We start from the raw sequence: 15,214 nt of genomic DNA, 5'->3' as shown, positions 1-15,214 counted from the left end.
GGCCGGACAGCGCGGCGCACCGGCGTGCCTCACCGGCGCGGCGGACGGCGCCGCCCGCGGTTGCGGCGCGCGGCGATCACCGTGCCGCCGACCACGGTCATGACGATCGCGAGATAGATGACGGCGCCGAGGCCCGGATGCGCGTCGGTCGTGCGGGGCAGAGCGGCGAGCATCAAGGGTCCTCTTCGTCGGTGTCCTGATATGCCCATAGCCGCTCTGGCTGCGAATACGCGCCTTACGCGGCAGCGATGTGCCGCGTTCTCACGAGCCGGTCACCAGCGGGCCACGAGCCAGTCAAGCGATTGCGCAAGCGGTTGAGTGAATTCCGTGGGTCGGGCACAATGGATCGAGGAATCCGCACGGCCCGGTACCCCGGACCGCGGCCCGGACGAGATGCGAGGAGGTGACATGCGCCGCACCCAAGAGTCCGCTTCCGAGGACGCCGCCGTTCTCGGCGAACGGGCTCCCAGCCCACGCCTCCTCCAGGACGCGGCTGCCACCTTCGGCATGCTGGCGGCGACCACGCGGCTGCACATCGTGTGGCTGCTGGCCCGCGCGGAGCAGGACGTGACCGCACTGGCTGAGGCGACCGGCAGCAACGTCGCCGCGGTGAGCCAGCACCTGGCCAAGCTGAAGCTGGCCGGTCTGGTCAGCGCCCGGCGCGAGGGCCGCCGCCAGGTGTACGTCGTCGACGACCCGCACGTCGTCGCGATCGTCCGGCAGATGCTGGACCACCACGCCGAGATGGCCGGCGAATCGGTCCCCGCCCTCCGGAAATCGGCTGCCGCCGGCAGGTGATCGCGCGGTCGCGAGGTGCCCGGCCCGTCTCCCGCGATGGCGGGCGATGGCGGGCAGCATGGCCGCGACCGCGATTTCGGCCACGTGCCGTGGATTCCGCATCGGCCCTGTTCGACCGCTGTGTACTGTCGCGGTACACGAAGGTCAGGTTCAGATGAACCAGCTGACAGCCCGGTTCATGGGTAGAGCCCGCCTCGGCTGGGTAGGGCATCGGGTGTGAGGTGTTCGAGGGAGTTCCTTCGGGCTCTGATGTAAGGGTTCGCAGTTGAGGGTGTCTTTCACCCGCAGAGTAAGCGCCCTTATGCTCGGGCCTGTGACAATCGGGGACGATCTACTCCTACTCGCGATCAATCCGCGCGACGGACGCGTGCAAGCCGCCGAGCACATGGGAACAGCGTTAAGGGGGGCCGAGGCGCTCGACCTGAGCCTGGCGCGCCGCGTGGCGGTGGCCGACGGCCGGATCACGGTCACCGACCCGCGCCCGATCGGCCATCCGCTGGTGGACCGCGCGCTGGCCACGCTGCACGCCGAGGGCTCCGCGCCCCGGTTGCAGGTCTGGTTCGCCGAGCGGCCCACCGAACCCGCGGTGCTGCACCAGTACGTGGGGCTGCTGGCCGACCGGGGGGTGATCCGGGTCGAGCGTCGGGGGGACGGCGGCCGGATGCGCACCCGGCTGGTCCTCGTGGACATGGAGCGCAGCGCCTATGTGCACACCCGGATCGAGAACGTCGCCTCGCACAGCGACCGCGCGCTGGGCAGCATCGTGCACGCCTGCGGCCTGGACGAGTACCTGTATCCGGGGCTGCGCGGCCGATCGGCGCGGCGGCGCTTGGCGCGGCTGACCGAGGAGGACGGGCTGGCGCCGGACGTGCGCGACGCCATCGACGCGATCGGTACGGCGGTCTCCGACATGGTCAATCGCGATGGAACCGGCGGCGCCACGTTCTGAGCCGGAAACGCAGCCGGTCGCCGTCGCGCTGAGATGATCGGGCTGACATGGTCGCGCCGCCACGATCGCGTAGTCATCGCATAGACACGGTCAGGCAGACACGCGATCGCGCCAAAGCCTTACGGCGCCTCGCAATCGTGCCGGTGTGCACGCTCGCCGTCGTGGTCGAGGATCGTCAGGATCTCCACGGCGGAGCCGTGCGCGGCGATCAGGTGCGGCGTCATGGTGGTGAACTCCGCGGCGTTGCCGGCCTGAACCAGGATGACGCGATCGCCGAGGTGGAGTTCGGCGGTACCGGACAGGACCGTGAACCAGTCGCGGCCGGGGTGGACGCGCAGGTGCTCCGGGCCCGCGGGGCGCTCGGCGGTGATGCGCATTTTGGCGACCGTGGCGCCGTTCGGGGAGCGCTCATTCGACAGCAGCCAGGTGGTCATGCCCGGGGTCTGGACCGGCTCGGGGCGGATCACCACGCCGGTGTCGTCGCCGGGCTCGACCAGCTGGTCGAGCGTGGTGCCCAGGGCGCGCGCGATCGGGACCAGCTGGTCCAGGGCGATGCGGCGCTGGCCGGTCTCGATGCGGCTGAGGTTGGACGGGCTCAGGTCGCAGCGCGACGCCAGGGAGTCCAGGGTCCAGCCGCGGGCCAGGCGCAGGGTGCGGATGCGGCGGCGGACCAGGGCGTCCATGTCCGGTTCTTGCGTCATGGGCAAGATGATATGCCCCAGGCGCAGATCGCGCTTAAGCTGGACGCATGGATCACGCCCACCATGCCGCCGCCGGTGCCCACCACAGCCACGATGCCGACCATGCCAGCGCTGCCGACCACGCCTCCGACACGTCCATGGCCGACGTCCTCGACCTCGACGCCGAGGTGGTCGGCGCCTACCTCGACGAGCTGACCGCGTGGGCCCGCAGCCACACCAAAACCGCGCCCCACACGATCGTCGACATCGGTGCGGGCACCGGAAGCGGCACGTTCGCGCTGGCCCGCCGCTTCGAGGCTGCCGAGGTGATCGCGATCGACCAGTCGCCGACCATGCTCGACCGCCTCCAGAGCGCCGCCGCCTCGCGCGGCGTCGCCGGACGCCTGCGCACCGTCCAGGCAGATCTCGACGCCGGCTGGCCCGCGATCGGCACCGCCGACCTCGCCTGGGCCGCCTCCTCGCTGCACCACGTCGCCGACCCCGACCGGGTCCTCGCCGACGTCCACGCGGCGCTGAATCCCGGCGGGCTGCTGGTGGTCGTCGAGATGGACGCGATGCCGCGCTTCCTGCCCGAGGGCGTGTATCCCGGTCTGGAACAGCGCTGCCGTGCCATCGCCGACGGCAACGGCTGGAACTCCTGGCCGAACTGGACCAGCCATCTGGAGCGCGCCGGCTTCACGGTCGCCGAGGAGCAGGTCTTCGACATCGACGTGCGTCCCGCACCGCCGGCTGCCAACCGCTACGCGCACCGCGTCATGAGCGGCATGCGCAACCGTCTCGCCGAACAGTTGTCGCCTGAGGACCTCGCCGCCATGGACCGCTTGCTGGATCCGGAGAATGAGGAGTCCGTGCTGCGGCGCGGCGACTTGGCGGTGCGCAGCGTGCGGACCGCGTGGGCAGCCCAGCGCTCGTAGCCGTCCGCGTCGTGCGAGGTTCGCGCCGCTGCACGCGATAGCGTGCACGCATGCCTGCCACGCACCTCGACACGCATCCCGAAACGAAGCCCGACACGCAGTACGAAGACCTGCTCCAGCGCGTCCTGACCTCCGGCACGGTCAAGGCCGACCGCACCGGCGTCGGGACCCGGTCGCTGTTCGGACATCAGCTGCGCTACCGCCTGCAGGACGGATTCCCGCTCATCACGACCAAGAAGGTCCACTTCAAGTCGGTCGCCTATGAGCTGCTGTGGTTCCTGCGCGGCGAGGGCAACGTGCGCTGGCTGCAGGAGCACGGCGTGTCGATCTGGGACGAGTGGGCCGACGCGGAGGGGGACCTCGGGCCGGTGTACGGCGTGCAGTGGCGCTCCTGGCCGACGCCGGACGGCCGGCACGTCGACCAGATCGCCGAGGTGCTGCGGCTGCTGCGCACGGACCCGGACTCGCGGCGGATCGTGGTGTCCGCGTGGAACGTCGGGGAGCTGACGAACATGGCGCTGCCGCCGTGCCACGCCTTCTTCCAGTTCTATGTGGCCGACGGCGCATTGTCCTGCCAGCTCTACCAGCGCAGCGCGGACATGTTCCTGGGCGTGCCGTTCAACATCGCCTCCTACGCACTGCTCACCCACATGATCGCCGCGCAGACCGGTCTGGCCGTCGGCGACCTGGTCTGGACCGGCGGCGACATCCACATTTACGACAACCACGTCGAGCAGGCGCGGCTGCTGCTCACGCGCGAGGCGCGGCTGTTCCCGACGTTGGAGCTCAAGCCGGCGGATTCGCTGTTCGACTACAGCTACGAGGACATCGCAGTGCTCGGATACGACCCGCATCCGGCGATCAAGGCGCCGGTGGCGGTGTGATTCGGGCGGGTCGGTGACCAGAAAGTAGTTCAGTTCAGAGCGTCGGAGCGGGCTGCGGCAATGCGTGCGCGCCTTCGGGCCGCAGCCCGTCGAAGATGATCGCCAGGTAGCGGCGCCACAGGTCCGGGTCGGCGTTCGGGACGTAGCCGCTGACGTAGTTCGGCGCGCACATCAGCAGGAAGACGTCGGTACCGGTGACGTCGGCACGGACCGCGCCGTGCTCCCGGGCCCGGGTGACCAGATCCTCGATGGTGCCGAACAGCGCTGCTTGGGCTTGCTGTGCTTCGGGTTTCAGCTCCCCGGCGGTCACCAGGAACGACAGGTCCCGCTGCTGCCGCTGATGGCCGGCGGCGATGAGGAACTCCAGCAGCGCCGCGCCCGGATCCTCTGCGGTGAGCAGGCGTTCGCCGATCGTGCGCAGGTCCTCGACACGGTCCAGGACGATGGCGGCGATCAGGTCGTCTTTGGTCGGGAAGTGTCGGAACACCGTCCCCTTGCCGACGCCCGCTCGGCGCGCGATGTCCGCGACCGAGGCCTCCATCCCGTGCTCGGCGAACTCGTCGGCGGCCGCCGCGAGCAGCAGCGCGCGGTTGCGCGCGGCGTCGGCGCGCAGCGGGCGGGCCGGTGTCGCGGCGTTCGGCGGGGGGTTCGTCGGGGGATTCGTCGCGGAGTTCGTCGCGGAGTTCGTCGCGGGGATGGTCACCGCCGCAGCCTAACAAGTTGACCGCCCGGTCCGCTTATCGCTAGCCTCCTGGCGGGCGGAAGCTGACCGCCCGGTCCGTTTTTTGGAGGGGTTGTGGACCAGGGAGTGGTTGTGAACCAGACAGTGGAAAGCCGGCAGGAATCGATGAAGGCCGTCGTCGCCGCCGACTACGGCCCGCCGGAGCGGTACGCGGTCGCCGAGGTGCCCGTCCCGCGTCCCGGGCTCGGACAGATGCGGGTGCGGATCGCCGCCGCCTCCGTCAACCCGGCCGACGTGCGGCTGCCCGGCGGGGAGTTCCGCGGGGTGGTGGAGGCGCAGTTCCCTTACATTCCCGGCGTCGACTTCGCCGGGACAGTGACCGAGATCGGTGAGGGCGTCAGCGCTTACGCGGTCGGAGACGAGGTGTTCGGGACGGCGGTTCCCCGGGTGCTGCGTGCGATGGCTGGGACGCGTCCGTCGGTGGGTACCGGCGCGATGGCTCAGTACGCCGTCGTCGAGGCGGACACGCCGCTTATCGCGCACCGTCCTGCGGGCTTGGCTGCCCCTGATGCGGCTGCGTTGGCTACCGCCGGCCAGGCTGCGCTGGCGACGGTTCGGGCGGCGGACGTCCGGGCGGGGGAGCGGGTCTTGGTAGTCGGGGCGACCGGCGGCGTGGGTACGGCTGTGCTTCCGTTGCTCGCGGCTGCGGGGGCGCATGTGATCGCCACGGCGACGGATGCGGACGCCGAGGTGGTTCGCGGGCTCGGTGCGAAGGAGGTCATCGGGTATCAGCAGGCTGACTATCCGGTCGGGGATGTGGACGTGGCGATCAACGTCGTGCTGCCGGGGGATCGTTTGGCGGGAGTCGCGGCGGCGCTGCGTGCCGGTGGCAGACTCGTGACGATCACGTTCCCGATCACCACGGCGGAGATGATCGGGCGTGACGATGTCGAGGTGCGCTTCATCCTCGACATGGACGGGGAACTGGCTTCCATGAGGGAGGTCGGAGAGGCCGGGGCGCGGGGCGAACTGCGTGCGACGATCGCTCGGCGGTACAGCTTGGAGGAGGGTCCGCAGGCGTGTGCCGATTTCTTGCGGGAGCACACGTTGGGCAAGCGGGTCGTGGTTGTTGGTATGTAGTGCTGCGCCGCTACTTGGTGCCGTCCGCCTCGTCGAGATATGCGCGCGCCTGCAACGTGTACAGCTGCGCGTAGTGCCCGTCGGCAGCCATGAGGTCCTCGTGGCTGCCGGTCTCGACGACGCGGCCGCCTTCGAGGACCACGATCAGATCCGCTGCGCGGACCGTGGAGAAACGGTGCGAGACGAACAGCGTGATCGCGCCTTGTTCGCGGCGTTCGGCGGCGATGCGTACGTGCCGGTCGAAGACTGCCGCTTCGGTCACGGCGTCCAGTGCCGCGGTCGGCTCGTCGAGGACGGTCAGCAGGGGCTGCTCGCGCATCTGGCCGCGTGCCAGGGCGATGCGCTGCCACTGGCCGCCGGACAGCTCGCGGCCGCCGGGGAAGTAGCGGCCCAGCTGGGTGTTCAGGCCGTCGGGCAGCTTCGCGACGACCGGGGTGGCCTCGGCGCGCTCGACGGCTGCGGCCAGCGCGGCTTCGTCGTCGATGCGCGGCAGGTCGCCGAGGCCGACGGCTTGGGCGGCGGGGGTCTGGAAGCGGACGAAGTCCTGGAACGTCGCGGTGACGCGGCCGCGCCAGGAGGTCAGGTCCAGGTCGGCGAGGTCGGTGCCGTCGATCAGGACCCTGCCGTCGCTGGGGGCGTACATGCCGGTGAGGAGCTTGACGAGGGTGGTCTTGCCCGCGCCGTTCTCGCCGACGAGGGCGACGGTGGAGCCGGCGGGGAGGTCCAGGAGGAGGTCGTGCAGGACCTGCTTGGTGGAGTTCGGGTAGGCGAAGGCGGTGTGGTCCAGGCGGATGCCCTCGGTGAGGGTGCGCGGTGCCTCTAGGGTTCCGGTGGGGATCTGGGTCTGCGCGTAGTCCTGCAGCCAGAGCATGCGCTTGGCGTTGCGGATGGAGTTCGCCAGGCTGCCGGCGGTGTCCGAAGCCGAGGACAACTGGGTCTGCACCCGTCGCAGCAGGCTGACGACCATGACGATCTGCCCCGGCGACACCTGGCCGTGCGTCGCGCGCAGCACCAGGACGACGATCGCCGCGATGAAGAACGCCGCGTAGAACAGCCACCCCGCGGCCTCCCACGCCGCCCCGCGCAACGCCGCACCGACCGCCGACTTGCGCACCGCGTCACCGAGCTGGTGGTGGCGCACCGCCAGATCCTCGGTGACACCGTAGGTACGCAGCTCCTTGGCCGTATCAGCGGACGTGGTGATGACGAACAGATCGCCGAGCAGCCGACGATCATCCGCCAGCTCAGTCTCGTTCTTCTTGGCAATCTTCGACGCCCGCCGATTAGCCATCGCCGGCGCCACAGCCGCCAGCGGCACCAGCAGCACCGGCAGATAGACGGTCGCCAGCAGGACGGCAATGGTCCCGATGCGGATCGCATTGGAGACCATCCCGGTGATCTGCCGAGGCGCCGCAGCCAACCCACGCCGACCATCCCGCAGCTGCTCCACCTCACGCAGCACTTCAGGGTCCTCATAGTGATGCAGGCCAGGAATATCGTTGACCAGCATGGCAATGCGCTCGCCATGGTAGACGTTCACGGTGTCGGTCAACGGCGAGCTCTGCGCCACAGCCAAGTTCTGCAGCAACCACCCCGCACTGAACAACACAGCGACAATGCAGACACCGACAACAACCCGGCCCGCATCATGCCGCAACGCAGCATCAACCATGATCCGATACCCGACGGGATAACTGACCGACGCCGCCGTCCCCAACAAACTCATCACAGTCGCCGCAACCATCATCCCCGGCGCCGCCCGAAACCCCGCCCCGACCAGCACCCCGAACAACCGCCGCCGAAGCCGCCGCCGCGCGGGCTCGAAGGTGCGCGCGGGGGAGTCGGGCGATGGGTCGGGAGCGGGAGCGGCTGCCGATGCGGGTGCGGCTTCGGCCGCAGCGCCAGGAGTGATGCTCGGCGCGGAACTGTTCGCGGCGCTGGTGGGGGTGGCGCTAGAAGTAGTGGTGCTCGCGGGCCTGGCGGCGGCGCTTGGCGCGGAATCGCTCGCGGCGCTCGAAGTGGTGGTGGTGCTCGGCGCGGACCCGTTCGCGGCGCCGGTTGTGGTGCTCGCGCGGTTGGCGGCGGCACCCGGTGCGGAACTGTTCGCGGCGCTCGGGGTGGCAGCGTCGGCGGCAGTGTCTGTCGCAGCTGTATCTGCGGGTGCTGGCGCAGCGAGGTTCGCGGCTTCGACCGGAGCGCCGGCGGTAGTGCTCGGCGCGGAACTGTTGGCGGCGCTGGAGGTTGTGGCTTCGGCCGGAGCGTTGGCGGCGGCGCTCGCTGTGGTGGCGGCGTCGTGTGCGGCATCGCCGTTGGCTGGGGTCGGGATCGTGTTGCTCATGCCCTTTTCCGTCCGCCGGTGAATGCTGCTGCTTGGGTGGTGAACAGGTTCGCGTAGGTGCCTGCTTGGGCTAGGAGTTCGGTGTGGCTGCCTAGTTCGGTGATGTGGCCGGCGTCGAGGACTGCGATGCGGTTTGCTCGGCGGACTGTGGAGAAGCGGTGGGAGATCACGATGCTGGTGACGCCTTGGGTGATCTCGAGGAATCTGTCGTAGAAGGCTGCTTCGGCGCGGACGTCGAGTTGTGCGGTGGGCTCGTCCAGGATCAGGACTGTTGCGCCGCGGGATATTGCGTAGAGGGCGCGGGCTAGGGCGATGCGTTGCCACTGGCCGCCGGATAGGTCTGTGCCGCCTTCGTATTGGGGCGACAGGATGGTGCGCCAGCCGTTCGGGAGGTTGTCGATCAGGTCTGTGGCGCCGGCGCGTTCGGCGGCTTGGCGGAGTGCCGCGTCGTCGACTGGGCCGCCGAGGAGGTTCAGGGTGACGTTCTCCTCGGCGGTGAGGGGGTAGCGCGTGTAGTCCTGGTAGACGACCGCTACCTGCTTCTGCCAGTCGCGGACGTGGAGGTCGTTCAGTGGCAGGCCGTCGACGAGGATCCGGCCGCGGCTCGGGTCGCGCAGGCGCGCCAGCAGGGTGACCAGGGTGGTCTTGCCCGCGCCGTTCACACCTACCAACGCGGTCGATTCCCCTGCGCGCAGCGTCAGATTCAGGTCGCTGAAGACGTCTGACTCGCCGCCGGGGTAGCGGAACGCCACGTTCTCGAAGACGACGTCCCGCCGTGGCATCCCCGCCGGATCGACGGTCCCGGCGCTGGTCCCGGCGCTGGTGTCGTCGACCGCGTCGACGGCGTCAGCCATCGGCACCAGCGAGTCGGTGAGCGCGTCCAAGTCCGGCACCGCCGTGAGCATCATCTCCAGCTGGAAGTCGGTCATCGACACCGTGCCGACCGTCATCGACGAGGGCAGCATCGTCAGCATCACCGCCAGCGTCCCGAGCCCGATCTCGTGGTGGTACGCGGTCCAGCCGAGCGTTCCGGCGCTGAGGGCGAACACCGCGAAGACCCCGACCGCGACCGTCGCCACTCGCCGGCCCTGGCGGCGCATCTCGTGCCAGGTGGGAGTCAGGCCGCTGACGTAGTGCGTGCGGTGTTCGGCGGCCAGCCAGGCGCCGAGGCCGAAGACCCGCGCCTCCTTCGCCGCGTTCGGGCGGGTCGCCAGCGCGAACAGGTACCAGGCGCGGCGCAGCGGCTCGCCGGCGGCGCGGAAGCTGCTCACCCGGGTCCGCACCAGCTGCCCGAGGGGGCGCCGCACCGCGATCCACGCCGCGAACATCGCCAGCCCCAGCCACCACCGGAACGTCGAGAGCACGACGCACGCCATCGTCCCGGACAGCCACCCGCCGAGCTGCGAGGCGATCGTCATCGGCGCGTCGGCCGGCGCGGCGTTCATCAGCTGGCCCTGCACGTTGGCCAGCCGGTCGAGCGTCTCGGAGTCCTCCAGATGCGCGATGCCCGCCGGCGCGCTGACCGCCGTGACCAGGCGGCGCTGCAACGTCACCACCATCCGCGCCCGCACCACCGAGGACAGCGCGTCCTCCGCCGGACCGCGCAGCAGCGAAAAGCCGTAACACACGCCGGCGACGGCCAGTGCGACCAGCAGCGAGTGCCCCGCACCCGAGCTCAGCCCGTCGCGGGCGGCGGCCGGGATGCGGCCGGTCGCGCGGCCCATCGCGATCAGCGTCAGGTTCGGCAACACCGCCTCGGCCACGACGAACGCGCCGACCGTCCACGCCAGAGCCGGACTGACAGACGCCAAAAGGCGCAGCGCACGAACGCGGCGCGAAGACTTGAGCGTGGCGACAGGATGCGACAGGCGCGACAGCACGGGCCGGATCGGTGACGGTGGCTTCGGCACGGGGTCCACCGTGACGGAGGGGCGTTCGGCAGTGCAACCGTGTTTTCCGACAGCGAACGTGTCTCAGCTCTGCTGCGGCGCCATGGGCTGCGGCGTGAGCCGCCGCAACCCCTTGCGGTCGTAGTAACGGGTCATCGCGAAGCCGAAGACCAGCGCGCCGACGACCCCGACGGCGATCATCAGCCAGGCGCGCGAGAGCCCGGCGTCGCCCCGGGCGTCGAAATAGATGATGGCGCGCACGCCGCCGGCGAGCTGGCGCATCGGCTCGAAGGTACCGAGGAAGCGGAAAAGCGGTGGTGCGGCTTGCAAGGGGACGGTCGCACCGGAGGAGGGCAGCGCCAGCGCGATGAACACGAACATCGACACCAGCTGTCCGATGCCGCCGAACGCCGCGTTGATCGCCTGCACGCCGAGCCCGATCGCCAGGCACGCGCAGTAGGAGAAGATCCACAGCAGCGGGATGTGCGTGGCGTCCATGCCCAGGGCGACGATGCACGCCACTATCACCATGCTCACGGTGAGCAGCGCGATGCCGGCGGTCATCAGCATTTTCAACAACAGCGTCTGGGTGCGGGTGATCGGGACGGTGGGACGCCGCGTGTGCCAAGGACCCATCTCGCTGTCGGCGTAGCCCAAAGCGGTGTCCACGCCGGCGTGGATCAGGTTGCCGCCGATGAAGCCGGACAGGACCAGCAGCAGCGCGTAGTAGAAGGCGCTCAGGCCCAAACCGCTGTGCCGCCCGATGGGATGGCCGATCTGCGTGGTCACCGCGACCGGGTCGGCGAACAGCAGGCGAGTGGTCGGGTCGGCGGCGGACGTCGCGGGGGAGGCCGTGAGCTGCTTGCCGATGGACAGCGACGCCTGGTGTGCCGCGTTCTGCGTGACCTGGGAGGCGATCGAGGAGCCCAGGCTGCCCAGGCCGGGGTTGGTGAGCACGGTGATCGTCGGACGCACCGTGCCCTGCCCGGTGGTCAGCGCCACGACCGAGGCGGTGAAGTCCGCCGGGATCTCGAAGGCGCCGTAGACCTTGCCGGACGCCAGCATGTCCTGCGCCTCGGCCCGGTCGACCCGCTTCCAGTCGAACTGACCGGTCGGCGCCCCGGTGACCACCGCCTGCGCCACCTGCGCGCCCAGGTTCTGCGGCTGGCCGGGCGGCGGCGCGCCGGTATCGGCGTCGACCAGCGCGATCGGCAGGTGGTGCAGGTTGCCGTTCGGATCCAGGATGCCGCCCATGTACAGCAGCGACAGGAACAAGGCGACCAGGGTCGCCAGCACCGCCGGGATCAGCCACAGCTTCGGGCGGCGGACGAGCACGCGGGCGGTCGCGGTGCGCGGCGGTGCCGGCGGCTCGGTCGGCGCTGTCGGCCCGGTCGGGGAGGTCACGGTGGTCACGCTAATACGGCACCGCAGGTGAGACCGGGCGCGACACGACTTCAACGGGCAGCGGCCATCGCGAAGTCCAGCAGCAGATCGCACGTCGTCTACGAGTCCTCATACGGAGGCGTGCGGCTTATGTCCGCCGCCGTGCTCGGCTCGCGCGTCTGGTTCGTCGTCTTCGTCGTCGACATCTTCGTTGTCGACACCTGAGCAAACAGGTCCGCAGGACACGAACCGGTCACGGTGTATCACCGGATCTTGTCCTGCGGGTTCCCCAGTGGATAAACATCAGTTCGCCGTCTCTGAGAATTTCATGAAGCCGCAGTGTGGCGGCCTCTTCGACGGGACGCGTGCCACCACAGGGGAAAGGGAATCCATCTATGCCCAACGCCGCTCAGCGGCGGCGTGCGCAGGCCGTGATGGCGGGGGTCTTCCCCGTCGCCATCGCGCTTGTCGCCGCGTCCGCGTCCGCCTCGCCCGCGCAGGCCGACACGCAGCACCACAGCACCACGAACAAGATCCTGACCGACGCGCACCCGGCATGGGCGACGGCCGACAAGGACCGGGGGGTCCTGCCGGCCGCGCAGCAGATCAGCACCCGGGTGTACCTGACCGGTCAGGACCAGGCGGGGCTGGCCGCGCTGGCGCGCGCCGCGTCCGACCCGAGCAGCCCGGACTACCAGCACTACCTGACCCCGGCCCAGGTCCAGGCGCGCTTCGGTGCGACGCCGGCCCAGCTCGCCGCGGTGCAGAAGTGGCTGACCGGCGCCGGGCTGAAGGTCTCCGCGGTGCAGAGCGACTGGATCGACGCGGTCGGTGACTCCGCCGCCGTGCAGCGCGCCTTCGGCACGCAGATCAAGGACTACCAGGGCACCGACGGCTCGGTGAAGTACGCCGCGTCCTCCTCCGCGGTCATCCCGGCCGCCGTCGCCGACTACGTCGCCGGCGTCTCGGGCCTGTCGCAGGCCGCCGTGCGCGTGCACGCCGATTCGGCGAAGGTCAACGCGGCCAACGCCGCGAACCAGAGCTGCTCGCCGTCCTGGGGCGCGAACACCTCCACCGCGTGGCCGGCCGGCGTCAACCCGGGCCCGACGCCCCTGCTGCCGTGCTCCTACACCCCGAAGCAGCTGCGCGACGCCTACGGCGTGACCAAGTCCGGCATGACCGGCAAGGGCGCGACCATCGCCGTCGTGGACTGGTTCGCCTCGGCCACCATGGAGGGCGACGCCAACCAGTTCGCGGTCGCCCACGGGGACAAGCCGTTCGCGCCAGGTCAGTACTCTGAGATCAAGGACGCGTCTCAGTGGACCAACATCGACGCCTGCGGCGGCCAGGACAACGTGGCCGGCGAGGAGTCGCTGGACGTGGAGATGGCGCACGGCCTCGCGCCGGACGCCAACGTCCTGTATGTCGGCGCGAACTCCTGCACTGACGCGGACCTGATGTCCGCCGAGGAGAACATCGTCGATCATCACCTCGCCGACGTGGTCTCCAACTCCTGGGGCGAGATCATGCACACCACCGACGGCGAGGACCTGGACCCGTCGGAGATAGCCGCCTACGACCGCATCTTCCAGAAGGGCGCGGCTGAGGGCATCGGCTTCGACTTCTCCTCCGGCGACTGCGGCGACGACGACCCGGCGAACTACGCCGGCGGCGGCGCCAACTGCGCCGGCGACTCGGCGCGCAAGCAGACCGAGTGGCCGACCAGCGACGCCTGGGTCACCTCGGTCGGCGGCACCACGATGGCCACCAACGCGCAGGGCGGCTACGCCTGGGAAGCCGCGATGGGCGACCATGTCGGCGTCGCCGCGCAGGGCGCCCCCAACTGGCAGCCGCCGGCCGGACGGGCGACCGTCCCGTTCTCGTTCTACTTCGGCGGCGGCGGCGGTACCTCCGAGGACATCGCGCAGCCCTTCTACCAGGCCGGTATCGTGCCGAGCGCGCTGGCCAACGGCGGGCACGACAGCACCCGCGCGATGCGCACCGTCCCGGACGTGGCGATGAACGGCGCGCTGGCGACCTCGGTGCTGGTCGGCATGACCAGCGGCGCCACCTACAGTGAGGGCGGCTACGGCGGCACCTCGGTGGCCGCGCCGGAGTTCTCCGCGCTGCAGGCCGACGCCAAGCAGGCCGCGGGCCACGCGCTGGGCTTCGCGAACCCGTCGCTGTACGCGCTGAACGGCGGCTCGGCGTTCCACGACGTCACCGCGCACCCGGCGGGCCAGCCGCAGGTGATCGAGGGTATCCACGTCTCGACCGCCGACCCGACCCGCGGCACGATGTACCACGCCGGCCAGGACACCTCGCTGGTCGCCGCCGCGGGTTACGACGACGCCACCGGCCTGGGCTCCCCGGCGGACGACTACCTGGCGAAGGTCGCCACGGTCACGCCGCTGCAGCCGCCGGCGCCGCCGACCAACCCCGGCTCGCCGAACGCGCCGGTCGTCAAGCGGATCGCCGGCGGCGACCGCTACGGCACCGCGATCAGCGTCTCGCAGTCCTCCTTCCCGAAGGCGGGCTCGGCCTCGGCCGTGGTCCTGGCCACCGGCGAGACGTTCCCCGACGCGCTGTCCGGCGCGCCGCTGGCCACCAAGCTCGGCGGCCCGCTGCTGCTGACCCCGTCGAAGACCGTCGACCCGGCCGTGGTCGCCGAGATCCACCGGGTCCTGGCGCCCGGCGGCAAGGTCTACGTCCTGGGCGGCGTGAACGCGGTCTCCGACAAGGTGGTCGCCGGTCTCGGCCTGCCCGGCGCGCAGGTCTCCCGGGTCTCCGGCTCGGACCGCTTCGCCACCTCGCTGGCGATCGCCGAGCAGCTGGGCAACCCGACCGGCAACGTGATCCTGGCGACCGGCGACGACTTCGCCGACGCCCTGACCGCCGCGCCGTTCTCGGCGGTCTACGGCGGTCCCACCGGCGGCCCGGCGGCGATCCTGCTGACCGACAACCGCAAGCTGCCGCCGGCGGTGGCGAGCTACGTGGCCGGCGCGCACGCGGTGGCGGCGGTCGGCGTCCAGGCCACCGTGGCCGACGCCGGTCTGAAGAACCGCGACGCCAGCGCCCAGTTCGGCGGCACGGACCGCTTCGCGACCGGTGCGATGGTGGCCGGGCGGTTCAGCGCGCCGAAGACCGTCGGCGTGGCCACCGGCACCCAGTTCGCCGACGCCCTGACCGGCGCGGCGATGCTGGCCGCGGCGCACAGCCCGCTGCTGCTCACCCAGCCGACGGCGCTGCCGGCCAGCACCGCGGCGGTGCTGCACGGCTTCAGCCAGGCGCTGGCGGGCGGCTCGATCGAGCTGTTCGGCGGCCGGGTGGCGGTCTCCGACGGCGTCGAGCAGCAGGTCGCCAAGGCGGTCGGCGGTCGCGTCGAGTCGTAAGCGCTCTGCGATGCGGTAGGCGCCGCGCGATGCGGTAGGTCTTCCGCGAAGCGTTGTGTGGCAAGGGATTCAGGGGTCGTCCGTAGCACGGGCGACCCCTGAGTCGTTCTCCGATCGTGCCCCGGGCCACGAGATGGGCGTCAC

At 70.6% G+C, this 15,214-nt stretch carries 14 protein-coding genes; 8 read left to right on the top strand and 6 right to left on the bottom strand.

All coding sequences use genetic code 11. From position 1 onward, the window contains the following. Positions 1 to 29 precede the first annotated feature (29 nt). On the bottom strand, positions 30 to 173 hold the full coding sequence (locus CACI_RS51520; protein WP_015794404.1) for a hypothetical protein: 144 nt from the start codon (positions 171 to 173) through the stop codon (positions 30 to 32). Between the two features lie 235 nt (positions 174 to 408). On the opposite strand from CACI_RS51520, the gene CACI_RS28815 reads away from it, so the two are divergent. Together CACI_RS28815 and CACI_RS28810 are read left to right on the top strand one after the other, a co-directional pair. After that, on the top strand, positions 409 to 798 hold the full coding sequence (locus tag CACI_RS28815) for an ArsR/SmtB family transcription factor (RefSeq protein WP_015794403.1): 390 nt from the start codon (positions 409 to 411) through the stop codon (positions 796 to 798). 313 nt (positions 799 to 1,111) lie between these two features. Beyond that, a complete protein-coding gene (locus tag CACI_RS28810) occupies positions 1,112 to 1,747 on the top strand; it encodes a GOLPH3/VPS74 family protein (protein ID WP_190276646.1) in 636 nt (211 codons plus the stop codon). Between the two features lie 119 nt (positions 1,748 to 1,866). Here the strand turns inward: CACI_RS28810 and CACI_RS28805 are convergent, their stop codons facing one another. Further along, the gene (locus tag CACI_RS28805) at positions 1,867 to 2,448 is read right to left on the bottom strand and encodes a helix-turn-helix transcriptional regulator (protein ID WP_015794401.1); all 582 of its coding nucleotides are present in this window, start codon (positions 2,446 to 2,448) and stop codon (positions 1,867 to 1,869) included. Positions 2,449 to 2,495: 47 nt separating this feature from the next. Here CACI_RS28805 and CACI_RS28800 point away from each other — a divergent pair, with 47 nt between their 5' ends. Further along, positions 2,496 to 3,362, top strand: coding sequence for a class I SAM-dependent methyltransferase (locus tag CACI_RS28800; RefSeq protein ID WP_041540517.1), 867 nt, complete (start codon positions 2,496 to 2,498; stop codon positions 3,360 to 3,362). Positions 3,363 to 3,412: 50 nt separating this feature from the next. Further along, positions 3,413 to 4,246: a thymidylate synthase gene (locus tag CACI_RS28795; RefSeq protein ID WP_015794399.1), complete on the top strand. Its 834-nt coding sequence runs from the start codon at positions 3,413 to 3,415 to the stop codon at positions 4,244 to 4,246. A gap of 34 nt (positions 4,247 to 4,280) precedes the next feature. Here CACI_RS28795 and CACI_RS28790 read toward each other — a convergent pair whose 3' ends face one another. Then, positions 4,281 to 4,949 (bottom strand): TetR/AcrR family transcriptional regulator, encoded by a 669-nt coding sequence (locus CACI_RS28790; RefSeq protein ID WP_015794398.1) that lies wholly within the window; start codon positions 4,947 to 4,949, stop codon positions 4,281 to 4,283. Between the two features lie 111 nt (positions 4,950 to 5,060). On the opposite strand from CACI_RS28790, the gene CACI_RS28785 reads away from it, so the two are divergent. Further along, positions 5,061 to 6,068, top strand: a complete 1,008-nt coding sequence (locus CACI_RS28785) for an NADP-dependent oxidoreductase (protein ID WP_223297272.1) — start codon at positions 5,061 to 5,063, stop codon at positions 6,066 to 6,068. Positions 6,069 to 6,078: 10 nt separating this feature from the next. Here the strand turns inward: CACI_RS28785 and CACI_RS28780 are convergent, their stop codons facing one another. Continuing rightward, positions 6,079 to 7,620: an ABC transporter ATP-binding protein gene (locus CACI_RS28780; protein WP_190276645.1), complete on the bottom strand. Its 1,542-nt coding sequence runs from the start codon at positions 7,618 to 7,620 to the stop codon at positions 6,079 to 6,081. Positions 7,621 to 7,978: 358 nt separating this feature from the next. Between CACI_RS28780 and CACI_RS50340 the strand changes: the two genes are divergently transcribed. Next, positions 7,979 to 8,428: a hypothetical protein gene (locus CACI_RS50340; protein WP_015794395.1), complete on the top strand. Its 450-nt coding sequence runs from the start codon at positions 7,979 to 7,981 to the stop codon at positions 8,426 to 8,428. Here CACI_RS50340 and CACI_RS28770 read toward each other — a convergent pair. Together CACI_RS28770 and CACI_RS28765 are read right to left on the bottom strand one after the other, a co-directional pair. Next, a complete protein-coding gene (locus CACI_RS28770; protein ID WP_143765426.1) occupies positions 8,403 to 10,217 on the bottom strand; it encodes an ABC transporter ATP-binding protein in 1,815 nt (604 codons plus the stop codon). The genes CACI_RS50340 and CACI_RS28770 overlap by 26 nt on opposite strands. A 162-nt stretch (positions 10,218 to 10,379) precedes the next feature. After that, on the bottom strand, positions 10,380 to 11,708 hold the full coding sequence (locus tag CACI_RS28765; RefSeq protein WP_015794393.1) for a YhgE/Pip domain-containing protein: 1,329 nt from the start codon (positions 11,706 to 11,708) through the stop codon (positions 10,380 to 10,382). An 18-nt stretch (positions 11,709 to 11,726) separates the two neighbouring features. Here CACI_RS28765 and CACI_RS51515 point away from each other — a divergent pair, with 18 nt between their 5' ends. Both CACI_RS51515 and CACI_RS28760 read left to right on the top strand, forming a co-directional pair. Next, positions 11,727 to 11,903: a hypothetical protein gene (locus CACI_RS51515; RefSeq protein ID WP_190276644.1), complete on the top strand. Its 177-nt coding sequence runs from the start codon at positions 11,727 to 11,729 to the stop codon at positions 11,901 to 11,903. A 170-nt stretch (positions 11,904 to 12,073) separates the two neighbouring features. Then, positions 12,074 to 15,070, top strand: coding sequence for a cell wall-binding repeat-containing protein (locus CACI_RS28760; RefSeq protein ID WP_015794392.1), 2,997 nt, complete (start codon positions 12,074 to 12,076; stop codon positions 15,068 to 15,070). The last annotated feature ends 144 nt before the right edge of the window (positions 15,071 to 15,214 follow it).

Source organism: Catenulispora acidiphila DSM 44928, from assembly GCF_000024025.1.
Taxonomy (GTDB): domain Bacteria; phylum Actinomycetota; class Actinomycetes; order Streptomycetales; family Catenulisporaceae; genus Catenulispora; species Catenulispora acidiphila.
The sequence above is the reverse complement of the archived record's forward strand: the minus strand, read 5'-3'. Positions and strand labels throughout refer to the sequence as shown.